The 21,849-nt window shown below is 67.9% G+C and carries 22 protein-coding genes and 1 pseudogene; 12 read left to right on the top strand and 11 right to left on the bottom strand.

Annotated features, from left to right (window positions below):
- The first annotated feature begins 2 nt into the window (after positions 1-2).
- Together OY559_RS08060 and OY559_RS08055 are read left to right on the top strand one after the other, a co-directional pair.
- Complete coding sequence (locus tag OY559_RS08060; RefSeq protein WP_277729511.1) at positions 3-440, top strand: SufE family protein; 438 nt, start codon at positions 3-5, stop codon at positions 438-440.
- The gene (locus OY559_RS08055; protein ID WP_277729510.1) at positions 437-1,678 is read left to right on the top strand and encodes an MFS transporter; all 1,242 of its coding nucleotides are present in this window, start codon (positions 437-439) and stop codon (positions 1,676-1,678) included. Before OY559_RS08060 ends, OY559_RS08055 begins: the two co-directional genes overlap by 4 nt.
- A 73-nt stretch (positions 1,679-1,751) precedes the next feature.
- Here the strand turns inward: OY559_RS08055 and dksA are convergent.
- Positions 1,752-2,851 (bottom strand): annotated as a pseudogene (gene dksA, locus OY559_RS08050) (RNA polymerase-binding protein DksA).
- Between the two features lie 95 nt (positions 2,852-2,946).
- Between dksA and yidD the strand changes: the two are divergent.
- The 3 genes from yidD to OY559_RS08035 are packed head-to-tail and all read left to right on the top strand — an operon-like array spanning position 2,947 to position 5,401.
- A complete protein-coding gene (gene yidD, locus OY559_RS08045; protein ID WP_277729509.1) occupies positions 2,947-3,204 on the top strand; it encodes a membrane protein insertion efficiency factor YidD in 258 nt (85 codons plus the stop codon).
- A complete protein-coding gene (locus tag OY559_RS08040) occupies positions 3,204-4,550 on the top strand; it encodes a dihydroorotase (protein ID WP_277729508.1) in 1,347 nt (448 codons plus the stop codon). The genes yidD and OY559_RS08040 overlap by 1 nt, the downstream gene beginning before the upstream one ends.
- Positions 4,551-4,594: 44 nt before the next feature.
- Positions 4,595-5,401: a M23 family metallopeptidase gene (locus OY559_RS08035; RefSeq protein ID WP_277729954.1), complete on the top strand. Its 807-nt coding sequence runs from the start codon at positions 4,595-4,597 to the stop codon at positions 5,399-5,401.
- A 300-nt stretch (positions 5,402-5,701) separates the two neighbouring features.
- On the opposite strand, the gene OY559_RS08030 is transcribed toward OY559_RS08035, so the two are convergent.
- The 9 genes from OY559_RS08030 to efp all read right to left on the bottom strand — a co-directional run bounded on the left by OY559_RS08030 (position 5,702) and on the right by efp (position 13,938).
- Positions 5,702-6,616, bottom strand: a complete 915-nt coding sequence (locus tag OY559_RS08030; protein WP_277729507.1) for a hypothetical protein — start codon at positions 6,614-6,616, stop codon at positions 5,702-5,704.
- Positions 6,617-8,287 carry a sensor domain-containing diguanylate cyclase gene (locus tag OY559_RS08025; protein WP_277729506.1) on the bottom strand — a complete coding sequence of 557 codons (1,671 nt, stop codon included), beginning with the start codon at positions 8,285-8,287 and terminating at the stop codon, positions 6,617-6,619.
- Between the two features lie 86 nt (positions 8,288-8,373).
- Positions 8,374-9,312, bottom strand: coding sequence for a GTP cyclohydrolase FolE2 (folE2, locus tag OY559_RS08020; protein WP_277729505.1), 939 nt, complete (start codon positions 9,310-9,312; stop codon positions 8,374-8,376).
- A 106-nt stretch (positions 9,313-9,418) separates the two neighbouring features.
- Positions 9,419-10,126, bottom strand: a complete 708-nt coding sequence (locus OY559_RS19745; RefSeq protein ID WP_343228775.1) for an isoprenoid biosynthesis enzyme family protein — start codon at positions 10,124-10,126, stop codon at positions 9,419-9,421.
- Positions 10,127-10,250: 124 nt separating this feature from the next.
- Entirely contained in the window at positions 10,251-10,946 is a 696-nt protein-coding gene (locus OY559_RS08010) for a phosphoglycolate phosphatase (protein ID WP_277729504.1), read from the bottom strand.
- Positions 10,943-11,662, bottom strand: coding sequence for a bifunctional 2-polyprenyl-6-hydroxyphenol methylase/3-demethylubiquinol 3-O-methyltransferase UbiG (gene ubiG / locus OY559_RS08005; protein WP_277729503.1), 720 nt, complete (start codon positions 11,660-11,662; stop codon positions 10,943-10,945). The genes OY559_RS08010 and ubiG overlap by 4 nt, the downstream gene beginning before the upstream one ends.
- Positions 11,663-11,811: 149 nt before the next feature.
- Positions 11,812-13,152 (bottom strand): TRZ/ATZ family hydrolase, encoded by a 1,341-nt coding sequence (locus OY559_RS08000; protein ID WP_277729502.1) that lies wholly within the window; start codon positions 13,150-13,152, stop codon positions 11,812-11,814.
- Positions 13,153-13,162: 10 nt separating this feature from the next.
- Positions 13,163-13,372 (bottom strand): hypothetical protein, encoded by a 210-nt coding sequence (locus OY559_RS07995; RefSeq protein WP_142125174.1) that lies wholly within the window; start codon positions 13,370-13,372, stop codon positions 13,163-13,165.
- Positions 13,372-13,938, bottom strand: a complete 567-nt coding sequence (efp, locus tag OY559_RS07990) for an elongation factor P (RefSeq protein WP_142125173.1) — start codon at positions 13,936-13,938, stop codon at positions 13,372-13,374. Before efp ends, OY559_RS07995 begins: the two co-directional genes overlap by 1 nt.
- 104 nt (positions 13,939-14,042) lie before the next feature.
- On the opposite strand from efp, the gene epmB reads away from it, so the two are divergent.
- Positions 14,043-15,062 carry an EF-P beta-lysylation protein EpmB gene (gene epmB, locus OY559_RS07985; RefSeq protein WP_277729501.1) on the top strand — a complete coding sequence of 340 codons (1,020 nt, stop codon included), beginning with the start codon at positions 14,043-14,045 and terminating at the stop codon, positions 15,060-15,062.
- 97 nt (positions 15,063-15,159) lie between these two features.
- The gene (locus OY559_RS07980) at positions 15,160-17,235 is read left to right on the top strand and encodes an EAL domain-containing protein (RefSeq protein ID WP_277729500.1); all 2,076 of its coding nucleotides are present in this window, start codon (positions 15,160-15,162) and stop codon (positions 17,233-17,235) included.
- A gap of 154 nt (positions 17,236-17,389) precedes the next feature.
- Here the strand turns inward: OY559_RS07980 and htpX are convergent, their stop codons facing one another.
- Positions 17,390-18,271 (bottom strand): protease HtpX, encoded by an 882-nt coding sequence (htpX, locus tag OY559_RS07975; RefSeq protein WP_277729499.1) that lies wholly within the window; start codon positions 18,269-18,271, stop codon positions 17,390-17,392.
- A 118-nt stretch (positions 18,272-18,389) separates the two neighbouring features.
- Between htpX and gluQRS the strand changes: the two genes are divergently transcribed.
- The 5 genes from gluQRS to OY559_RS07950 all read left to right on the top strand — a co-directional run bounded on the left by gluQRS (position 18,390) and on the right by OY559_RS07950 (position 21,841).
- Complete coding sequence (gene gluQRS / locus OY559_RS07970) at positions 18,390-19,310, top strand: tRNA glutamyl-Q(34) synthetase GluQRS (protein WP_277729498.1); 921 nt, start codon at positions 18,390-18,392, stop codon at positions 19,308-19,310.
- A gap of 45 nt (positions 19,311-19,355) precedes the next feature.
- Entirely contained in the window at positions 19,356-20,096 is a 741-nt protein-coding gene (gene phbB, locus OY559_RS07965; RefSeq protein ID WP_277729497.1) for an acetoacetyl-CoA reductase, read from the top strand.
- A 186-nt stretch (positions 20,097-20,282) separates the two neighbouring features.
- Positions 20,283-20,786: a polyhydroxyalkanoate synthesis repressor PhaR gene (gene phaR, locus OY559_RS07960; RefSeq protein ID WP_142125167.1), complete on the top strand. Its 504-nt coding sequence runs from the start codon at positions 20,283-20,285 to the stop codon at positions 20,784-20,786.
- A 75-nt stretch (positions 20,787-20,861) separates the two neighbouring features.
- On the top strand, positions 20,862-21,602 hold the full coding sequence (gene phbB, locus OY559_RS07955; RefSeq protein WP_277729496.1) for an acetoacetyl-CoA reductase: 741 nt from the start codon (positions 20,862-20,864) through the stop codon (positions 21,600-21,602).
- A 68-nt stretch (positions 21,603-21,670) separates the two neighbouring features.
- A complete protein-coding gene (locus tag OY559_RS07950; protein WP_277729495.1) occupies positions 21,671-21,841 on the top strand; it encodes a hypothetical protein in 171 nt (56 codons plus the stop codon).
- The last annotated feature ends 8 nt before the right edge of the window (positions 21,842-21,849 follow it).

Below are 21,849 nucleotides of genomic sequence, written 5' to 3'. Positions count from 1 at the left end.
CCATGACCGACACGATCTTCCCGCTCGAACCCACCGCCGCCGATGCGCAGGCCGCCATCAAGGACGAATTCGCCTTCTTCAGCGACTGGTCCGAGCGCTACCAGTACCTGATCGACCTGGGCCGCAAGCTGCCCGCGTTCCCGGATGAGTGGAAGCGGGAAGAACACCGCCTGCTCGGCTGCCAGTCGATGGTGTGGATCGTGCCCGAGGGCGACGCGGCGAAACTCGATTTCCATGCCGTCAGTGATTCGGCCATCGTGTCGGGACTTATCTTCCTGGCCCTGCGCGTCTACGCCGGGCGGCCTGCCGCGGAAATCCTGGCGACCTCGCCCGACTACATCGCCGACATCGGCCTGGCCAAGCATCTCTCGCCCACGCGCAGCAACGGCCTGGCGTCGTTGCTGGCCTTCATCCGCGAGACGGCCGCCAACGCGAAGTGAGCGAAGCCGGTTCCCGCTCCGCCTTCTCGCTGCTGCGCAACCGCGGCTACTCCGCGGTACTGGCCTACCGCATCTGCGCACTGTTGTCGTACCAGATCGTCGCGGTCACGGTCGGCTGGCATATCTACGAACTGACCCGCGATCCGTTCTCGCTCGGCCTGGTCGGGCTGGCCGAAGTACTGCCGTTCTTCTGCGTGGCGCCGTTCGCGGGTTATCTGGTCGACCACCTGCCGCGACGACGGATCGGCATGGTCGCCTGCGGCGCACTGGCGACCACGGCAGTGATCCTGGTGGCCGTGTCTGCGGGTTGGCTGCCCTTCCAGGGGACATGGCCCATCTACGCGGCCATCGCACTGACCGGCATGGCGCGCTCGTTCCTCAGTCCGGTCTACAACGCCCTGTTCGCCAAAGTGCTGCCACGCGAGGACTTCGTGCGCGCCGCAGGGCTGGGCAGCGTGATCTTCCAGGCCGCGCTGGTCACCGGCCCCGCGCTGGGCGGGCTGCTGGTCGGCTTTGGCGGCAAGACGCTGTCGTACGCGATGGCGGTGGTGTTCGCACTGATGGCCGGCATCGTGCTGGCGCGGCTGCGCGTGGAAGAGCCGGGGCCGCCGGCGGTCAGCCTGCCGGTCTTCGCGAGCATCGCGCAGGGCGGGCGTTTCGTGCTGGGCAACCAGATCATGCTGGGTGCGATGGCGCTGGACATGTTCTCGGTGCTGCTGGGCGGTGTGGTGGCCATGCTGCCGGCTTTCATCCACGACATCCTCCATTACGGGCCGGAAGGCCTGGGCATCCTGCGTGCGATGCCGGCGGCGGGCTCGGTCTGCGTGGGCCTGTGGCTGGCGCGCCATCCGCTGCAGAAGCACGCCGGGCGCGTCCTGCTGTTCGCTGTCGCGGGTTTTGGGCTGAGCGTCATCGCCTTCGGCCTGTCGCGCAGCTTCTGGCTGTCGGCGGGGATCCTGCTGTTCTACGGCATGTGCGATGGCGTTTCGGTGGTGGTCCGCTCGACCATCCTGCAACTGTCCACGCCGGACGAAATGCGCGGACGGGTGTCGTCGATCAACGGCATCTTCGTCAGTTCGTCGAACGAACTGGGTGCGTTCTACGCCGGTACGATGGCAAGACTGCTGGGGCTGGTGCCTGCCGTGATCGTGGGCGGTTTCGCGATCCTCTCCGTCGCCGGGTTCACCGCGTGGAAGGCGCCGCGGCTGCGGCGGCTGGACCTGCGCGAGCTGCAGTAGCCGGCGACATCTTCTGCCGGGCACAAAAAAACCCCGCCGAAGCGGGGTTTTCCGTATGCGGATGACGCCGGGCTCAGTCGCCCTGCTGCTTCTGCATGTGTTCCCAGCGCTCCTGGGCATCGATGGTGCGCTCGGCAGTCAGGCGAGCCTCCAGGCGATCCAGGCCGATTTCTTCGCCGGTATCGACGCAGTAGCCGTAGTCGCCACCCTCCAGCCGCTTCAGCGTGCTGTCGATCTTGCCGATCAGCTTGCGGTAGCGGTCGCGGGTACGCAGTTCCAGCGAGTTTTCGGTCTCGCGCGTCGCGCGCTCGGCCTCATCGCCGATGTCGCGGACTTCATCCTTGAGGTTCTCGATGGTCTGCTTGGATTCCTCGACCAGGTCGGCACGCCACTGCAACAGCCGCTGGCGGAAGTACTCCAGCTGCAACGTGCTCATGTATTCCTCGTCAGGCGAGGGCTTGTAGCCGGTCGGCACGATCGGGCGACCGGTGGCTTCATCGGTCTTGTAGGGCACTTCTTTCACCTTGCCGCGCACGACCGGCGCCGCAGGCCGGGCGGCCACGGCCACCGCGACCTTGCCCACGGGGCGGGCAACAGCGGGACGTGGACTCACAGGGGCTTCGACGGAGGTAGAGGCTTTGGCGTTCTTGGTAGTCGGTTTCGGGGCTGGCACAGGCTTCGGGGGGGACGGAACCTGGCGGCGGGCGCCGGGGCCGGGGCAGCCGCCTGGGGGGGAACCGGCACGGGAGTCTGGTCGCAGCCGCGGGGGGCGGACTTTGCCGGAGCCGGCTTTGCGGCGGGCTTCGGTGCGGGTTTGGGAGCGGGCTTCGCGGCCTTGGCCGGCGCCTTCACCGGGGCCGCCTTGGCGACGGGCGCCTTGGTGGCCGGTGCGGGCGCAGGCTTCCTGGCAACTGCGGGCTTGGTTGCCTTGGCAACCGCTTTCTTGACCGGTGCCGCCTTCTTGGCCACCGGCTTGGCAGCCGGTTTCTTCGCCGGCGCCGCCTTCTTGGCCACGGGTTTCTTGGCAGCAGGCTTGGGCACCGCCTTCTTGGCCACCGGCTTGGGGGCCGGCTTCTTGGCGACAGCCTTCTTCACGACAGGCTTCTTGGCGACGGTCTGAGCGGGTTTCTTGGCGGCCTTGGCGGCCTTCTTCGCAGGTTTCTTTGCAGCCACGAACAGCGCTTCCTTGTTCTTCCCGAGCATCGGGAAAGCGCGCTTTTATAGCCTACCCGGGAGGCAGCGGCAACCCGACGCGGTATCATCGGGCCATGCTCGCCCGCCTGCTCATCCTGCTGCTGAAGGGCTACAAGCGCTTCATCAGTCCGCTGCTGGGGCCTCGCTGCCGCTTCGTGCCCTCCTGTTCGGAGTACGCCATGGAGGCCATCGGCCGCTTCGGCCCGCTGAAGGGCGGCTGGCTGGCGGTGCGCCGGATAGGCCGCTGCCACCCGCTCCACCCCGGCGGCCACGACCCGGTTCCTCCCCGGGACGGCGCCGACCTCCCCCACTCCTGCACAGGAAACCACTGATGCCCGCCACCGTCATCGTCAACGCCCGCATGGTCAACGAGGGCCGCGTCACCGAGGGTGACCTGCGCTTCGAGAATGGCCGCATCGCGCGAATCGCCGCCGAGATCGTGCCCCAGGGCGGCGATACCGTCATCGATGCCGCCGGCCGCTGGTTGTTGCCGGGGATGATCGACGACCAGGTGCATTTCCGCGAACCCGGCATGCCGCACAAGGGCGACATGGCCACCGAATCCGCCGCGGCGGTGGCTGGCGGCCTGACCACGTTCATGGACATGCCCAACACCAGTCCGCCGACGCTGGACGCCGCTGCGCTGGAGGACAAGTACCAGCGCGCCAAGGGCCGCGCCTGGGGCAATTACGGCTTCTACATGGGCGCCAGCAACGACAATCTGGAGGCGATCCGTACCCTGGACCCGAAGACCGCGCCGGGCATCAAGGTGTTCATGGGCGCCTCCACCGGCAACATGCTGGTCGACAACCCGGACACGCTGGACGCGATCTTCCGCGAGGCGCCCACGCCGATCATCACCCACTGCGAAGACACCCCGACCATCGACGCTAACCTGGCCGCATTCCAGGCCAGGTACGGCGATGCCCTGTCGGCCGAGCACCACCCCGACATCCGCAGTCGCGAAGCCTGCATCAAGTCCACCCGCCTGGCCATGTCGCTGGCGCGCAAGCACGGCACCCGCCTGCACGTGCTGCACATCTCCACCGCCGACGAACTGGCGCTGTTCACGCCCGGCCCCCTGGTGCACGCGGATGGCGCGCGCAAGCGCATCACGGCGGAGACCTGCATCCACTTCCTGCGCTTCGACCGCGCGGACTACGCGACGCTGGGCAACCTGATCAAGTGCAACCCCGCCATCAAGGATGCCAGCGACCGCGAAGCGCTGATCAAGGCGCTGGTGGACGACGTGATCGATGTGCTGGCCACCGACCATGCGCCGCACACGCTCGAAGAAAAGGAAAAGCCCTACGTGCAGGCGCCTTCCGGCCTGCCGCTGGTGCAATACGCGCTGGTCGCCGCCTTGGAACTGGTGCATGAAGGCCGCATGGACGTGACCCGCGTGGTGCAGAAGTTCGCGCATGCGCCCGCGCAGTTGTTCGACGTCAAGGAACGCGGCTATCTGCGCGAGGGTTACTTCGCCGATCTGGTGCTGATCGACGACGAGCCGTTCACCGTGAAGCGTGAGGACGTATTGTCCAAGGTCGGCTGGTCGCCTTTCGAAGGCCGCACGTTCCGGTCCCGCGTCGGCGCCACGTGGGTCAATGGCCGCATGGTCTGGAACGGCGAGCAACTGGTCGGCACGCCGGTCGGCCAGCGCCTGGAGTTCGCACGTTGAAGCTGGCGGTCGCGGCGCTGTTCGCCGCTGTCTGTGCCGGGTGGATTCCCCTGGTTGCCGCGCAGGATGTGGCACCCGCCGCACCCGTTTCGCAGGAAGAACGCGTGGTGTTCCCGGCCAGCGTGTCGCAGGGTGCGCTGGTGTTCGGCAAAGTCCCGCCGGGCAGCCAGGTACGGTATCGCGACCGCCTGCTGCGCACGACGGGCTACGGCACCGTGGTGCTTGGCGTGGGCCGCGATGAAACCGGTCCGCTGCAGGTCTCGGTCACCACGCCCTCCGGCCGCAGCGAATCCGTCAGCATCCCCGTGGCTCCACGTGACTGGCCGGTGGAGAACGTCAATGGCGTGCCACCCAGGACGGTCAATCCGCCGCCGGAGATCGCCGCACGCATCCAGCGCGAGCAGGCACGGGTGACCGCAGCACGCGTACGCGACGACGAACGCGCCGACTTCGCCCTGCCCTTCCAGTGGCCGGTACAGGGCCGCATCAGTGGCCGCTTCGGCAATGCCCGCGTCTACAACGGCCAGCCCGGTGCGGGGCATTCCGGCATGGATATCGCCGCGCCGAACGGCACGCCCGTGAAGGCACCTGCCGGTGGCGTGGTGACCTTCGCCGCCCCCGACCTCTACCTGACCGGCGGCACGCTGTTGCTGGACCACGGCCATGGCGTCAGTTCCAACTTCCTGCACCTGTCGCGCATCGACGTGAAGGTGGGGGATCGCGTGGAACCGGGCCAAGTGATCGGCGCCGTCGGTGCGACCGGGCGCGCGACGGGGCCGCATCTGCATTGGGGGATGAACTGGTTCGATGTGCGCATCGACCCGCTGCTGGTCCTCGAACGCGGAAAGTAGGCGCGGCCGTTCACCACCCGGGCGCGTTGCGACGCGCCACGACGCGCAGTCACCTTCGGTTTCACGGGGCGCGGTTCGATGTGCGCATCGACCCGCTGCTCGTCCTCGAACGCGGAAAGTAGGCGCGGCCGTTCACCACCCGGGCGCGTTGCGACGCGCCACGACGCGCAGTCGCCTTCGGTTTCACGGGGCGCGGTTCGATGTGCGCATCGACCCGCTGCTCGTCCTCGAACGCGGAACGTAAGCGCGAACGTTCAGGGCCCGGGGCCTTTCGTCCCCCTGCAAGCCTGCTCCCGCCAGCTAGAGCCGACCCAGGAAACGGCTGGCAGGACTGTCCGCCAGATCGCGCGGGCGGACCAGCTTGGGATTTGACCGGCCGACATCGGGCCAGGCGGCCTCGAGCAGCGCGTCCGACGCCTTGAACGCGTCCGCGCCGGCATGCGTCAAGCCCAGTTGCGAACGCAGGGCGGCGATGGACGCATCCAGCGCAGGATCGTCCAGTTCCAGTGCATCGACCGTATCCCAGACCGGCAACGTCCCGACGACCGCCTCGGCGCCGACCGCATTCTGCTCCAGCGTCTTGTGTTTGGGCTTGAGCATCTCGCGCACTTCTTCCTGCAGCTTCACGTAGTCGACATCGGGAAACGGCAGGTCGCTGGGTTCGCCCGGCACGATGGGTCGTGCGAGACGGCCGGCCGGCACCGCGTCGCAGTCGGCGAAGGCGCGGTAGGCGAACTCGCTGCACAACATCCTGCCGGAATCGGCACGGATCGCGTGCTCGGTAGCCTCGCGGATGAGCCAGCGCAACCAGACCGGGAGGTGCCGGGGCTTGCCCCGCAGCGCGACCAGCAACCCGATCGCCACCAGATCGTCCTGCGCGAACGTCGTGCCGATCAGCGAGCGCGCGTGGCGGAGCACCGCCGCGCGATCATCCGCACCCAGCGGCGTACCGTCGTCGGCCAAGGACCGGTAGGCGTCCACGAAGACCACCGGACCATCTGGCGACAGCCGGGCGGCCAGTGGACTTTCCTGCACGGCCGGACGGATGCCCTCGATCAGCAGGCCGTTGTCGGATACCAGCGATACATGGCTGTACTGGCTGTCGCCGAACCACGCGATCAGCTTGGACAACTGGCTCTTGCCCAACATCAGCAACAGATCGCCGATCTGCAGTTGCTCCACGGGAAAGCGTACGGCGGCGGCTTCCTGGTTCATTCATGCATCTCCGGGTTGTGGGGAAAGGTCGCCCGTCACGCGGTCGCGGCCCGCGGACTTGCTGGAGTACAGCGCCGTGTCCACGCGCTCCAGCAGGCGTTCAAAGGTTTCGCCGGCGCCCAGCTGCGCCACGCCCAGGCTGAGACTGGTGTCGATCGCGCGGCCATCGATGGTCAATGGCCGGTTGTTCACTGCTTCGCGCAGGTGTTCGGCCACGGTCAGCGCGTCATCGAGCGCGGTGCCGGGCAGGATCACCAGCATTTCGTCGCCACCGTAGCGCCCGAGGAAATCGTGCTTGCGCAGTTTTCCCCGGGTACGGGTGGCGACCAGCCGCAGACTCTGGTCGCCTACCGGGTGACCGTGCTCGTCGTTGATCCGCTTGAAGTGGTCGATGTCGAAGAACACCACCGACAATGGCGTGCCACGGGCGTGGGCGAGTTCCACTTCGCGCTGCAGCTGGTCGATGATCGCGGTGCGCGACAGCACGCCCGTCAGCATGTCCAGCGCAGCCATGCGGCTGGCGCGGTCGCGGTCGCGGCGCAGTTGCTGCATCTTGTCCGCCAGGCCGACCGTCAGCACCAATCCGGCCAGCGCGAAGCCGAGCGGGAATGCATGTATCAGCCAGGCCGGCCCCACCCACCAGCCGAGCAGTTCGCCCACGCGCGCCGCGGTGAGCGAGATCATCGGGAGCCACGACAGCAACAGGAAGAACGCCGGACGCTCGTTGCGCAACGCGCCACGGATGCAGGCCAGCAGCACGCAGGCTGTCGCGACCAGCAAGATGAGGTTGCCCGCACGGGGAACCAGCAGGCTGGTACTCGCCAGGGAAGCGAGCATCAGGCCGCCCAGCAGCACGTTGCATGCGCGCAGCACGCGGGCGAGCACCGGGCCGCGATGCGCCAGATCCAGATAGAACGCGAGGAAGGTATTGCTGGCGATCACCGACAGCATGCCGGCGATGCGCGACATCCGGGGATCCGCACCCAACGCATGGCCGAAGACCTCGATGCTGCGCAGTTCGCCGCCCGCGAGCGCGAGGAACAACGCCTGCGAGAGCAGGGTCAGCGCCAGGAATCCGTAGCTGCGCTCCCCCAGCCCGATGCAGAACCCCAATGCCAGCACCGAGAGCACGCACATCGCACCCAGGACCATCGCCCGCCAAGCCACGTGTTCCAGGTCCTGCCGATGGACGTCGCGCAAGGGCTGGATCGACAGCGGCATCGGCGTGCCGCCCACCGAGATCACCCGCAGGTAGAGGGGCTGGCCGGCCCGGACGCCTTCCGGCAACGGGAACGCCAGTGCGCGCGCCGAGAACGCGAGGTCGGCGTCCGCGCCAAACAGCGCGCGCACGACCGGCGTTCCTTCACGGGTCCAAAGTTCCATCCGGTTCTGGTACGGCGCGCGCACCACCAGGTGCGGTTGCAGGCCTGCATCCACGTCCACGGGGCTGACGACACGCCACCAACGGGGCGATGTCTGGGATTCGAAGATCACGCCATCGCGGTCGGCCACGACAAACTGCGCATCCACTTTGCCGGACACGACATCGCGCGCCGGCGGATCGGCGTCGAGCCGGGCCAGCGAAAGCGTTTGCGCGGTGGCGGGCATCGCCCACCCGATCAGGCAGAACCAGAGCAACCAGTCTCTGGCCAGGCGCCGTGGATTCCCCATATCCATTCCGCCGAGCGGTCAGCGCCCGAGCTTAGCGCGGATCGGGTCACAAATGTGAAGTGACGCAACCTCGCCGACTGGCGGCCTCAGTCGTTGCTGCCGCTCACGCGGGCCACCGCGTCATGCGGGTGCAGGCTCTCGTAATGGGCCACGGTGGCGTCGTAGCGGGCGATGCGGGCGTCACCCGACAGGACCGACGCCACGCGGCGCGCGGCGTCTTCGCAGAACATGAGGTTCTCGGCATTGAGGCGGGCGAAGGCCTGCTCGTCCACGCGCTTGACCGCGGTCTGCACCGGGGTGCCGAGCGCGGCTTCGATGGCGTCGACCAGGGCGACAAGCGGCAATTCGTCGAACTGCGGGCGCAATTCCACCCGCACGCTGGCCCGGCTGCGCTGCGCGTGCGGCGTGGCGGCCAGGCCGCGCTCGGAGGCCAGCCAGTCGTGCACCACGTTGACCGACAGCGGATGCGCGGCAGCGAAATCTCCCGCGAAACGCTCCGCGTTGGCCTGCCGCGACAGTGCCGCCGAGGCCGGACAGGTGCTGGAATACTCGACCGCGAACGACAGCGCCAGCACCAGATGACCGTCCGCCAACGTGGCTTCGATTTCGACCGGATAGCGCTTCCAGCCGGCATAGTCGCTTTCCAGCGCCTTGCGTTGCAGGAGGGCTTCGTAACGGATCTTCAGGCGGGCGCTGGTTGCCAGACCGGACTGCGAGGCCACGCTGTCCTGCAGCAGGTGCCGCAGGCCCGCGGGCGTGATCGCTTCGCGCGCCAGTCCGTCCTGCAGTTGCAGGTACAGGCGCGACATGTGGATGCCGCGCGCATCCGCGTTTGCCAGGTTCACCGACAGGTCGATGCTGGCGGCCACCTGCAGTTGCCCGCCCTGCCCGTCGGCGATGCGCACCGGCAGCGCGATGTTCTCCATGCCCACCCAGTCCAGGGGGCGCGCCAGCGGCACGCGCTGGTGGGCGACATCGGGGAGGTCGGCGCGGGGCGCCAGGGGAAGCGAGGGAGCCATGGTCATGCACGGGGGAGTGGATGCCGCGCATTGTACGCCCTGCCCCGAATCCCCAGATGAAACAGTCCGTTACGGCCGTTTCCCGCCGCTATCGCAACGATATGCGTGCTCTTCAGTCACCGCGCGCGGCGCGCCAGCCTGTGAACAGGAGCGAGGCGCGCGATGGCAGCGCGCCGGGTTCGCTCCGCTGTGCAAGCCGGCGCAGGCGTCCATGCGCAAAGGCCGACACCAGGCGGCGTTCGCGCGCACCCTCGCGCAGCGTCCATTGTCCCAGCAGGCAGTCCGCCCACGCACGCGCCGCATGCGCGTCGTTTCCGCCCTGCCTGAGCTCCATGGGAATACCCGCCGCGCCGGCCTCCGCCAATCGCATCGCGAGCGCCTGCGCGACGATGCTGCGTGAAGCGGGCGCGCGGCCCAGCACCCCGGCTTCCACGGCCGCGACCGCATCGCCGTAGCGCGACAGCGCGGCAAGCCCCGCATTCCGGTCCACCGGCTGCGCGCGTGCCTCCGCCAACGTGGGCAGCGCCTCCGCGAGCCTTGCCCAGTCGGCGCGCACGGGTTCGAGGCGCCGGCCGAGCGGATGGCGCGAGCGCTGTCCTGCCCAGCCACGCAGTTCCTCGCCCCACCACGCCAGCTTGGCATCCGCCGGCAGCGGCTCGCCGGCGATGTTCAGGGCGTCCTCGAACTCCTGCAGCAGCGCGAACCATGCCACCGCGATATCGCGTCGCGCAGGCGCGACGAACACCTCGGCCACCGACCATTCGGGCCAACGTGCACGCCATTTGTCGAGAAAGCTGTCGAGGGCGGCGGAGTCGGACATGCAGAAAACTCTTGTAGGAGCGACGTAAGTCGCGACCGTGATGCTGGGCGCTCGGGAAAGAACACAACACTGCAGGAGAACCTGCCGATGGAACGAGAGGACGCCGCCGCCATGCGGTCGCGACTTACGTCGCTCCTGCAACAAGCTGCGCCGATGGCCAGACTGAAGGTTCAACAAGGGCTGCGGGTAGCTGGACCATCACGTCCGCCAGCCACAGCGCGGGCTCTTCGTGCGCCTGCCGGTACCCCCACAACGCCGCGATGGACGGCATGCCGGCGGCACGCGCCGACTGGATGTCGCGCTCGTCGTCGCCCACGTACACGCAGTCGGCGATGGCGATGCCGATGCGCTCGGAGGCCACCTGCAGCGGCAAAGGGTGCGGCTTCTTCTCGGCCAGCGTGTCGCCCCCGATCAATACGGCGCAGCGGCTCTCCCAACCCAGTTGCGGCAGGATGTCGCGCGCCAGGTATTCGGGTTTGTTGGTCACGATGCCCCACACGCTGCCGGCCTGCTCCAGCGCTTCAAGCATGTCGGCGACACCATCGAAGAGGAGGCTGTGGCGGCCGAGTTCTTGCTGGTAGATCGCCAGGAATTCCGGCACCAGCGCTTCGCGGGATCCCTGCTCCATCTCCGGAAACGCGGCCGCCAGCATCGCGCGCGCGCCCTTGGAGACGTGGGGCCGCAGGACATCGAGCGTCATCGCGCCGACACCGCGCGACGCGCGCATCCGGTTCGCCGTGGCCAGCATGTCCGGCGCGCTGTCCAGCAGCGTGCCGTCCAGGTCGAACAGCGCGGCGCGCGGGAACCCCCGCGCCGTCACGGCTTCACCGCACTGGCGAGGTAGTTCACGTCGGTGCGCGAGGTCAGCCGCGCGCGCTGCCGCCATGGTTCGTACGCCAGGCCGGTGACGTCCTGCAACTGGAAGCCGGCATCGCGCAGCCATCCGGCCAGTTCGGACGGCCTGATGAATTCCTTGTAGTGATGCGTGCCCTTCGGCAGCAGGCGCGCGATGTACTCGGCGCCGACGATGGCCAGCGCGAAGGCGGCCGGCGTGCGGTTCAGCGTGGACAGGAAGAGCTGTCCGCCCGGCTTCAGCAGCGCGTGGCAGGCACGGATGATGGCCGCCGGATCGGGCACGTGCTCCAGCATCTCCATGCAGGTGACCACGTCGAAGCTGCCAGGGCGCTCCTCGGCCAGCGACTCGACCGAACGCAGCTGATAGTCCACCTGCACGCCCGATTCCAGCTTGTGCAGACGCCCCACCTTCACCAGTTCGGGCGCGAGGTCGATCGCGGTGATATGCGCGCCCTCGCGCGCCAGCGCTTCGCTCAGCAGTCCTCCGCCACAGCCGACATCCAGTGCGGTGGCGCCCGCGAGCCGCACGCGATCACGCACGTACTGCAGGCGCACCGGATTGAGCGCATGCAACGCCTTTTGCGGGCCATCCGGATCCCACCAGCGATTGGCGAGCGCGCCGAACTTGTCGAGTTCGGCCTGGCTGAAGTTGTCGTCGCGGGGCGAAGTCGTGGTCGTCATGCCGCCATTGTAGATCGGGCCGACCCCGCGAGGCGCCGATTCCGTCGTCCCAGCGAACGCTGGGACCCATCTTGCTCTTGCTTGGAGCCGCACTGGAAACAGCAAACGCAACGTCCACATGGATCCCAGCGTTCGCTGGGATGACGTTGTCAAGACAGCCGGATGCCGGCGATCCGCTCGCGCCACTGCCGCGCATTGGCGATGACGCCGTCGATGTCCATCTCGACCAGCACACGCTGCCGCAGCTTCGCCTTGCCGGCGATCCACACATCGCTGACCTGCTGCCGGCCGGTGGCGTAGATCAGCTGGGACACCACGTGGTGCAGCGGCTGCGTCTCCAACGCGGACAGATCCACGCAGACCAGGTCGGCCTCCTTGCCCGGCTCGATCGAGCCGATGCGGTCGTCGAAGCCGATCGCCTTCGCGCCGCCCAGCGTGGCCGCGCGCAAGGCGCTGAACGCATCCAGCGCGGCGGCATCCTGCGCCACCGCCTTGGCCAGCAGCGCCGCAGTGCGCGTCTCGCTGAACATGTCCAGGTCGTTGTTGCTGGCGCAGCCGTCGGTGCCGACCGCCAAAGTCACGCCTGCACGCTCCAGCGCGCACGCCGGGCAGAAACCGGACGCGAGCTTGAGGTTGGATTCCGGGCAATGCACGACGCTGACGCCACGTTCGGCACAGAGGTGGATCTCCGCCTCGGTGAGCTGGGTCATGTGGATGGCGATCAGGCGGTCGTTGACCAGCCCCAGCCGGTCCAGCCGCGCGATCGGGCGCTGTCCGTGCTTCTCCAGCGACTGTTCCACTTCCTGTGCGGTTTCATGCAGGTGCAGGTGCACGGGCACGTCGAGCTGGTCCGACAGCATGCGCACGCGTTCGAAATTGGCGTCGTTCACCGTGTACGGCGCATGCGGGGCGAACGCGGTCGCGATCAGCGCGTCGTCCCGCCATTGGTCGTGCACTTCGCCGGCCTTCTCGAAGTACTCGTCGTCCGACGCCGCCCAGGCCGTCGGGAAATCGATCACCGGCAGTCCCACGCGTGCGCGGAAGCCGTGGCGCTTGTACGTCGCGGCCTGCACGTCGGGGAAGAAGTAGTTCTCGTTGACGCAGGTGGTGCCGCCGCGGAGCATCTCGGCGATCGCCAGGGTGATGCCGTCGGCCACGAAATCCGGCCCGATCACCGCGCCCTCGATGGGCCAGATGTGCTGCTGCAGCCAGACCTTCAGCGGCAGGTCGTCGGCAACGCCACGCAACAGCGTCATGGGGTTGTGGGTGTGCGCGTTGACCATGCCCGGGATCAGCGCGGCATCAGGGCGCGATACCGTCTCGCGCGGGACGAAGCGCGTGCGCGCCTCGTGCACCGGCAGAATCGCGACGATGCGGCCGGCGGTGACGGCGACCGCATGGTCCTCCAACACCACCCCGTGCGGGACGACCGGCACCACGAAACCGGCTTCGATCAACAGGTCGCAGGTGTCGGGGATGCGGTCGCTCATGGGCCTCGGCTCAGAATCCCAGCGTATAGGTCAGGCCGATGGCGCCGGCGCCGAACAGCAGCCAGCACAGCAGCATCAGCGCCAACGCGCGCCCGTAGTTCAGCCGCGGCACGCTGGGGAACAGCCGCGGCAGGGTCACATTCCAGCAGAGCATCACGCCCAGCGCGGCGATCAGAACGCCGACGGCCCAGACGCCCAGGTAAAGCGCCAGCTGTTCCATCACTTCACGCGGCTGACGTATTCACCGGTGCGGGTATCGACCTTGATGATCTCATCCTGCCCGACGAACAGCGGCACACGCACGACGGCGCCCGTTTCCAGCGTGGCCGGCTTGCCGCCGGTACCGGCGGTATCTCCCTTCACGCCCGGGTCGGTCTCGGTGATCTGCAGTTCGACGAAATTCGGCGGGGTCACCTGGATCGGGTTGCCGTTCCACAGCGTGACCACGCAGTCCTCCTCACCCTTCAGCCACTTCTCGGCGCCGCCCATGCCGGCCTTGTCGGCCTGCACCTGCTCGAAGGTCTCCTGCTGCATGAAGTGCCAGTACTCGCCGTCGGAATACAGGTACTGCATGTCGGTGTCCACCACGTCCGCCGCCTCGACCGAGTCGGTGCTCTTCATAGTGATTTCCTGCACGCGGCCGCTCTTGATCAGGCGGTACTTCACGCGGGTGAACGCCTGGCCCTTGCCCGGCTTGACGTATTCCGTGTCGCTGATGATCGCCGGCTCGTTGTTGATCAGGATCTTCATCCCGTTCTTGACGTCGTTCATGCCGTAACTGGCCATGCTGCTGCTCCTGGAGGTAAGGCGTACCCGCCGCGCAAGGCGGCCGGCCGGATAGAATGTCGGGAACCCGCCGGACCCGGCGGGTGCTTGTTTTCAGACCCGACATGATAACCGCAGCCCCCGAACCCCGACAGCCCGCCCCGCTGGCCGCGCCGCGCTGGCAGCAGGCCTGGCGCGATGCCGTGCGTGACCCGCGCGACCTGTTGGCACTGCTGGGACTGGGGGCGCTGGCGGACCGGGTGTCCGACGAAGCGGCGGCCCAGTTCCCGCTGCGCGTGCCGCGTGGCTTCGTGGCCCGCATGCGCCATGGCGACCCGCACGACCCGCTGCTGCGTCAGGTGTTGCCGCTGGATGACGAAATGCATCCGGCCGCCGGCTATGGACTGGATGCCGTCGGTGACGGCGCGGCCAGGACGGGGCCCGGCGTGATCCAGAAATACCGCGGGCGGGCGCTGCTGGTGGCGACGGGCAGTTGCGCGATCAATTGCCGGTATTGCTTCCGCCGCCATTTTCCTTATTCGGACGAGACCGCGGCACGCGACGGGTGGCGGGAAGCCGTGGACTTGATCCGCGCCGATATGGACGTGGAGGAAGTGCTGCTGTCCGGTGGCGACCCGTTGTCGCTGTCGAACGCCAAGCTGGCCGAGCTCACCGACGCACTGGCGGGGATTCCCCACCTGCGCCGCCTGCGCATCCACAGCCGCCTGCCGGTGGTGCTGCCCGAACGCATCGACGATGGCCTGCTGGCCTGGCTGTCCGGCCTGCCCTGGCCGGTGACCCTGGTCATCCATGCCAACCATGCCAACGAGTTCGACGACGCCGTCGACGCGGCACTCGGGCGCCTGCGCGGTGCCGGCGTGCACCTGCTGAACCAGGCGGTGCTGCTGCGTGGCGTGAATGACGATGTCGAGGCGCTGGCGAAGCTCAGCGAGCGCGGCTTCGCGGCGGGCGTGCTGCCCTACTACCTGCACCAGTTGGACCGGGTGGCCGGCGCGGCGCATTTCGAGGTCGACGACGACCGTGCGAAGACGCTGCATGCGGCGCTGGCCGCGCGCCTCTCCGGCTATCTGGTGCCGCGGCTGGTGCGGGAAGTCCCCGGCGACACCGGCAAACGCCCGCTCTAGCCCGTCGCCTGCCGTCCATGCGCACATCTGCGACGGTTGCATTGGACTCCCCCCTCCCGTTCATGTATTAAACGCGCTCCCCTCGCGGACGCGTTGCATGCAGATCGGCAAAGACACCACGCTACGACTGACTTTGGTGGATGACAGCGGGGAAGATGCCGAAGCCGTCGTCTCCGCCCTGCGCAACGGCGGCATCGCCGTGCGCCCGCTGCGACCACTGGACGCAGCCGAGCTGGAACAGATGGTGGCCACCCAGCCGATGGACCTGCTGCTCGCGTCCCGTTCGGCCAGGAGCATCCCCCTGGCGACGGTGCTGGCGCAGGTGGATGGCAGCGGCAAGGACATTCCCGTCATCGTGCTGGCCGACGCCCTGAGCGAAGCCGACCTGCTGGCCGACCAGGCCGCCGGCGCGCGGGCCACGGCGTTGCGTGGCCGGTTCGACCATGTGCTCACCGTCCTGCGCCGCGAATGGGCCGACCTGGACGCGCGCCGCTCGCAGCGCCGGCTCGAAGGCCAGATGCGCGAGACCGAGCGCCGTTGCGACGCCTTGATCTCGTCCTCGCGCGACCCGATCGCCTACATCCACGAAGGGATGCACATCCGGGCCAATGACGCCTACCTGGAGATGTTCGGCTTCGAGTCCTTCGAGGATGTCGAAGGCCTGTCGCTGCTGGACCTGGTGGCCCCGCAGTACGTCAACGACTTCAAGGCCCTGCTGAAGAAGCTCAGCAAGGGCGAACCGCCGCCGGCCCGCTTCGAACTGGAGGCGCGCAGCATCGATGGCGACAGCTTCCCGGCCACGCTGGAGTTCGCCACCGCCACCTACGAGAGCGAACCCTGCGTGCAGGTGGTGTTCCGTCGGCGCGAGGAGTTCGACCCGGAACTCGCGCGCGAAGTCGAAGACCTGCGCCAGCGCGACATGGTCACCGGCCTGATGAACCGCCCCACCTTCCTGCGCGAGCTGGAGAACGCCGTGACCCAGGTGGCCCGCGGCGAGGACCAGTACGCCCTGCTGCTGGTCGAACCGGACCACTACCAGCGCCTGCTGCAGGACATCGGCATCGACTCGGCCGACGACCTCGCGGCCGCGCTCGCGGCGCGCCTGGCGGAAAAGCTCGACGACCAGTGCACCGCCGCACGCTTCGGCGAGCGCACTTTCGCCGTGCTGCTGCGGGGCAACCACGCCCACTCGGCCGCGTTGGCCGACAAGCTGCGTGCTTCGTATGCCTCGCACGTGTTCAACGTGGGCGAGCGTTCGGCCTCGGTCACCGCCAGCATCGGCGGCGTGCAGATCGGCGAAAAGATCGCCAGCATCGGCCAGGTGCTCACGCGCGCCACCGACTGCCTGCAGGCGGCCACCAACCTGGGCGGCAACCGCTTCGAGATCTTCGACCCCGGCGCTGTGGACCGTGCCGAGGAAGAGCGCGTGCAGAACTGGATCAAGCGCCTGCAGGAAGCCCTGCAGGACGGCAGCTTCCGCCTGCACTACCAGCCCGTGGTCAGCCTGCAGGGCGAGCCCGGCGAGGTCTACGAGGCCCTGCTGCGCATGGAATCCAATGGCGAAACCGTGCTCCCGCAGTCCTTCATCGGGATCGCCGAGGACAACGGCCTGCTCGATGCCATCGACCGCTGGGTGGTGAACCGTGCCATCGAAGTGCTGGCCGAACGCAAGCGTGCCGGCCACGATACCCGCCTGGTGGTGAAGGTCAGCCCGGCCTCCTTCGCCGACAACCGCCTGCTCGACCTCATCGCCCGGGAACTGGCCGCACATGACGTGCCCGGCGACCGGCTGTGGCTGCAGACGCCCGAGGCCAAGGTCTTCACCCACCTGCGCCAGGCACAGGCGTTCCAGTCGGCGGCGGCCAAGCTGGGCTGCCAGGTGGGTCTGGAGCATTTCGGCGCGGGCCTGGATTCGTTCCAGTTGCTGTCGCACTTCCAGCCGACCTTCCTCAAGATCGACCGCGTCTTCAGCGAAGACCTGGGCAAGAACACCGAGCACCAGCAGAAGATCCGCGAGATCGCCGAGCGCGCCCAAGCGCTGGGCATCCTGACGGTGGCGGAACACGTGCAGGACGCGGCGACGATGTCCTTCCTGTTCACCGCCAACCTGGACTACGTGGAAGGCAACTTCCTCGCGGCGCCCGGCCCGGCGATGAATTACGACTTCAACTGACCGGTCGTTTGCCTTTGTAGGAGCGGGCCATGCCCGCGATGCTTTTCTTCGACGGCCGCAAAAGCATCGCGGGCATGGCCCGCTCCTACAACGAATCGCAAACGAAAAACCCGCCGGAAGGCGGGTTTCTCGTTCAAGGTCACGCCCTGGTCGCTCAGGCCATCGTGCCCTGCTGCGCGCGCAGGGCGGCGATGCGCTGCTCCAGCGGCGGGTGGCTGAGGAACAGCTTCTTCATCCCCTGGCCGATGCCGCCGGCGATGCCGAACGCCTCCACCTGCGCCGGCAACGTGCTCGGACTGTGCTGCCGACCCAGGCGTTCCAGCGCGGCGATCATCTTCTGCCGGCCGGCCAGCGTGGCACCGCCATGGTCGGCGCGGAACTCGCGGCGGCGCGAGAACCACATCGCGATCATCGTCGCGAACAGGCCGAACACCACTTCCAGCACCATCACGATGATGTAGTAGCCGAAGCCGCGTCCGCCGCCCTCGCGGTTGCCCGACAGGAAGCCGTCGACGATGCCGCCGACGACGCGCGCCAGCACGATGACGAAGGTGTTCAGCACGCCCTGCAGCAGCGCCATGGTCACCATGTCGCCGTTGGCGACGTGGGCCACTTCGTGGCCCAGCACCGCCTCGGCCTCGTCCTGGTTCATCTGGCGCAACAGGCCGGTGGAGACCGCCACCAGCGCATTGTTGCGGTTGGCGCCGGTGGCGAACGCGTTGATCTCCGGGGCGTCGTAGATGGCGACCTCCGGCATGCCGATGCCGGCCGCCTGCGCCTGCCGCTGCACGGTGGCCACCAGCCAGCGTTCGGTATCGTTGCGCGGCTGTTCGATGACCTGCGCGCCGGTCGCGCGCTTGGCCATCCACTTGGAGGTGAGCAGCGAGATCAGCGAACCACCGAAACCGAAGATCGCGGCGAATACCAGCAGTCCCCCCATCTGGCTGGAGTTGACGCCCAGGAGGGACATGACAACGCTGGCCAGCGCCAGCACGGCCAGATTGGTGGCAAGAAACAATGCAACACGCGTAAACACGACGGAGTCTCCGGTTGAACTGGCACGCGGGTGCCCGTGGACGCAGAATTGCGGTTGCGACGTGTCGAATTCAAGCAACTGGCTGACCGCACGGTTCAGCTTTCCCTCCTTCCGACGAATGACAGCGAACGATCCCCCTCCTCATTACCGTGGCCGCTTCGCGCCCTCGCCCACCGGCCGCCTGCATTTCGGGTCGCTGGTCGCCGCGCTAGGCAGCTGGCTGCTGGCACGGCACCACGCCGGAACGTGGCTGGTGCGGGTGGAGGATCTCGATCCGCCGCGCGAAGTGCCGGGCGCTGCGCAACGGCAGCTCGACACGCTGGCGGCGTTCGGCCTGGTGCCGGATGCACCCGTCGTGTGGCAGAGCGCGCGCCAGGATCTTTACGCCACCGCGCTGACGCGATTGCTGGACGATGGCAGCGCGTTCGAGTGCCGCTGCAGCCGCAGCGACCTGGCGGCGGCAGGCGGCATCCACCGCGCATGCGTCGCCAGCGATCCCGTGCGTGCGCCCGCCATCCGGCTGCGCGTGCCCGACGGGACACGCGTGGCATTCGAGGACGGCCTGCAGGGCGCGGTCGAACAACAGGTCGACCGCGAGGTGGGCGACGTCGTCCTGCGCCGCGCCGACGGCTTCTGGGCCTACCAGCTGGCGGTGGTCGTGGATGATGCCGACCAGGGCATCACGGACGTCGTGCGCGGCGCGGACCTGCTGGATTCCACGCCGCGCCAGATCCTGCTGCAACGCGCACTGGGCCTGCCCACCCCGCGTTACCTGCACCTGCCGCTGATCGTCGATGCGCAGGGACAGAAGCTGTCCAAGTCGATGGCGTCGTTGCCGATCGACGATGACGCCCCGATGCCCGCACTGCTGGCCGCCTGGCAGGCGCTGGGCCAGCCGGTGGAGAGGCTGGCGGGCATCGGCAGCGTCTCGGCGGCGGTGCAGGCCGCCGCCCGCGGATTCCGCCCGGATCGCCTGCCAAAAGTGACATGCATGACGTTCGCTGCATCGCACAACAAGCCTGTCGCGGGCGCTGTCTAGAATCGGACGGCCGTCGGCTTGCGGCGGTACAAGGAGATTCCCCACATGACATCGCGCGTCGTCCTGGTCACCGGCGGCACCGGAGGTATCGGTACCGCCATCTGCAAGAAGCTGGCCGACATGGGCCACAAGGTCGCCACCAATTACCGCAACGAAGAAAAAGCCCTCGCCTGGCAGGCGCAGATGAAGGCCGACGGCTACGAGATGACGCTGGTGAAGGGTGACGTGACCTCGCCCGACGAAGCGCAGGCGATGGTGAAGGAGGTCGAGCAGAAGCTGGGCCCGGTCGAAGTGCTGATCAACAACGCCGGCATCACCCGCGACGGCACGTTCCACAAGATGTCCGCCTCGCAGTGGGGCGACGTCATCAACACCAACCTCAACTCGGTGTTCAACGTCACCCGCCCGGTGATCGAGGGCATGCGCGACCGCAAGTGGGGCCGCATCATCCAGATCAGTTCGATCAACGGCCTGAAGGGCCAGTATGGCCAGGCCAACTACGCCGCCGCCAAGGCCGGCATGCACGGCTTCACCATCTCGCTGGCGCGCGAAAACGCCAAGCTCGGCATCACCGTCAACACGGTGTCGCCCGGCTATGTGGCCACCGACATGGTGATGGCGGTGCCGGAGGAAGTCCGCGCCAAGATCGCCGCCGACATTCCCACCGGCCGCCTCGGCAAGCCCGAGGAAATCGCCTACGCCGTGGCGTTCCTGGTGGACGAGCAGGCCAGCTGGATCACCGGCTCCAACCTGGACATCAACGGCGGCCACCACATGGGCTGGTGATGCCGGCGCAGCGTCCTCCGCGACACTTCCCGCCCGCGATGGCGACGCCCCCGCGAGGGGCGTCGCCCGTTCCGATGTCGCGCAGCAACTTCCCTGGCTGAACAGGGCTTCCCTGCCTTGTGGCCTGTTGCAAGGGCTGTTGCGCTGCGTCATGCTGCCGCAATACGCGTTTAGAGCGAAGACTCAATGGCTGCGATCCGCATCATCAAGAAGTACCCCAACCGTCGTCTATACGACACCGAGATCTCCAGCTACATCACCATCGAGGACGTGCGCCAGCTGATCGTCGATGGCGAGGACTTCGAAGTCCGCGACGCCAAGAGCGGCGACGACCTGACCCGCACCGTGCTGCTGCAGATCATCAGCGAGCAGGAACAGGACGGCGAGCCGGTGCTGTCCACCCAGCTGCTCAGCCAGATCATCCGGTTCTACGGCGATTCGCTGCAGGGCTTCATGGGCAACTACTTGGAGCGCAGCATGCAGTTGTTCATGGAGCAGCAGCAGCAGTTCCGCAGCCAGATGGGCAGCATGCTGGGCCAGACGCCGTGGACCATGATGAACCAGCTGACCGAGCGCAACATGGAGTTGTGGCAGGAGTTCCAGCGCAACCTCAGCGGCGGCATGGGCCGCCCGACGACGGTCAAGCCGAAGGATCCGCCGCGCGAAACGCCGAAGACGCGCGCGCGCTGAACCACCTCGTAGTGAAACCCGGCCCGCGCCCCGTTGCGCGGGCCTTTTTTTGACTTCGCGACACAGGGATTCCGCATGACGCAACGCATCGCCGTGGTAACCGGCGGCCTGGGGGGACTGGGGCTGGCGATCTGCCAGGCACTGGCGCGCACCGGCCGCCGAGTGGTCGCCGCCGACCTGCCCGCCTCCGCCGGACAGCTCGACCGTTTCCACGCGCAGACCGCCGGGCTGGATGTCGAAACCGCCACCGTCGACGTGGCCGACTTCGACGCCTGCGCCGCCCTCGTGCGCGATGTCGAAGCCCGCCACGGCGCGCTCGACATCCTGGTCAACAACGCCGGCATCACCCGCGATGCCACCCTGCGCAAGATGGACAAGGCGCAATGGGATGCCGTGATCGGCGTGAACCTGGACAGCGTGTTCAACCTCTGCCGCCATGCCGTGGACGGCATGCAGGCGCGCGGGTTCGGCCGCATCGTCAACATCAGCTCGGTGAGCGGACAGACCGGCAACTTCGGCCAGGTGAACTACGCGGCGGCGAAGGCCGGCCTGCACGGCTTCTCGATGTCGCTGGCGCGCGAAGTGGCGCGCAAGGGCGTCACCGTCAACAGCGTGTCGCCCGGTTACGTGGAAACACCGATGACCCGGGCGATGCCCGATGACGTCCGCGACCGCACCGTCGCCGCCGTGCCGGTCGGCCGCATCGGCCAGCCGGACGACATCGCCCGCGCGGTCGCCTTTCTCACCGCCGACGACGCCGGCTACATCACCGGCGCCAACCTGCCCGTCAACGGCGGCCTCTTCATGAGCTTCTGAACAGGAAGCCGCGTCCCCCTCGTCCCGCTCCCTGCGAATCAACACGCACCTTCGACAAGGAATCCCGCATGAAACTGACCCCTCCCACCTTCGGCGTCTGGCTGATCGCCCTGCTGCTGGGCACCGGCGGCATCGCCGCGAAGTTCGGCTATGTGCCGGTGCTCGCCCCGCATGCGTTCTGGCTGGTGGTGGCCGGGTTCGTGCTGCTGGTGCTCTCCACGTTGTTTGCCAGGCTCTGAGCAATCGG

Origin of the sequence: Pseudoxanthomonas sp. SE1, assembly GCF_029542205.1 — a bacterium.
Lineage (GTDB): Bacteria > Pseudomonadota > Gammaproteobacteria > Xanthomonadales > Xanthomonadaceae > Pseudoxanthomonas_A.
Note: the sequence above shows the minus strand (reverse complement) of the source record. Positions and strands in the feature narration are given on the sequence as shown.

Coding starts and splice junctions, on each gene's coding strand:
- OY559_RS08060 (WP_277729511.1), top strand. CDS start 3: ATGACCGACACGATCTTCCCGCTCGAACCCACCGCCGCCGATGCGCAG.
- yidD (WP_277729509.1), top strand. CDS start 2,947: ATGCTCGCCCGCCTGCTCATCCTGCTGCTGAAGGGCTACAAGCGCTTC.
- OY559_RS08040 (WP_277729508.1), top strand. CDS start 3,204: ATGCCCGCCACCGTCATCGTCAACGCCCGCATGGTCAACGAGGGCCGC.
- OY559_RS08030 (WP_277729507.1), bottom strand. CDS start 6,616: ATGAACCAGGAAGCCGCCGCCGTACGCTTTCCCGTGGAGCAACTGCAG.
- OY559_RS08025 (WP_277729506.1), bottom strand. CDS start 8,287: ATGGGGAATCCACGGCGCCTGGCCAGAGACTGGTTGCTCTGGTTCTGC.
- folE2 (WP_277729505.1), bottom strand. CDS start 9,312: ATGACCATGGCTCCCTCGCTTCCCCTGGCGCCCCGCGCCGACCTCCCC.
- OY559_RS19745 (WP_343228775.1), bottom strand. CDS start 10,126: ATGTCCGACTCCGCCGCCCTCGACAGCTTTCTCGACAAATGGCGTGCA.
- ubiG (WP_277729503.1), bottom strand. CDS start 11,662: ATGACGACCACGACTTCGCCCCGCGACGACAACTTCAGCCAGGCCGAA.
- OY559_RS08000 (WP_277729502.1), bottom strand. CDS start 13,152: ATGAGCGACCGCATCCCCGACACCTGCGACCTGTTGATCGAAGCCGGT.
- OY559_RS07995 (WP_142125174.1), bottom strand. CDS start 13,372: ATGGAACAGCTGGCGCTTTACCTGGGCGTCTGGGCCGTCGGCGTTCTG.
- efp (WP_142125173.1), bottom strand. CDS start 13,938: ATGGCCAGTTACGGCATGAACGACGTCAAGAACGGGATGAAGATCCTG.
- epmB (WP_277729501.1), top strand. CDS start 14,043: ATGATAACCGCAGCCCCCGAACCCCGACAGCCCGCCCCGCTGGCCGCG.
- OY559_RS07980 (WP_277729500.1), top strand. CDS start 15,160: ATGCAGATCGGCAAAGACACCACGCTACGACTGACTTTGGTGGATGAC.
- gluQRS (WP_277729498.1), top strand. CDS start 18,390: ATGACAGCGAACGATCCCCCTCCTCATTACCGTGGCCGCTTCGCGCCC.
- phbB (WP_277729497.1), top strand. CDS start 19,356: ATGACATCGCGCGTCGTCCTGGTCACCGGCGGCACCGGAGGTATCGGT.
- phaR (WP_142125167.1), top strand. CDS start 20,283: ATGGCTGCGATCCGCATCATCAAGAAGTACCCCAACCGTCGTCTATAC.
- phbB (WP_277729496.1), top strand. CDS start 20,862: ATGACGCAACGCATCGCCGTGGTAACCGGCGGCCTGGGGGGACTGGGG.
- OY559_RS07950 (WP_277729495.1), top strand. CDS start 21,671: ATGAAACTGACCCCTCCCACCTTCGGCGTCTGGCTGATCGCCCTGCTG.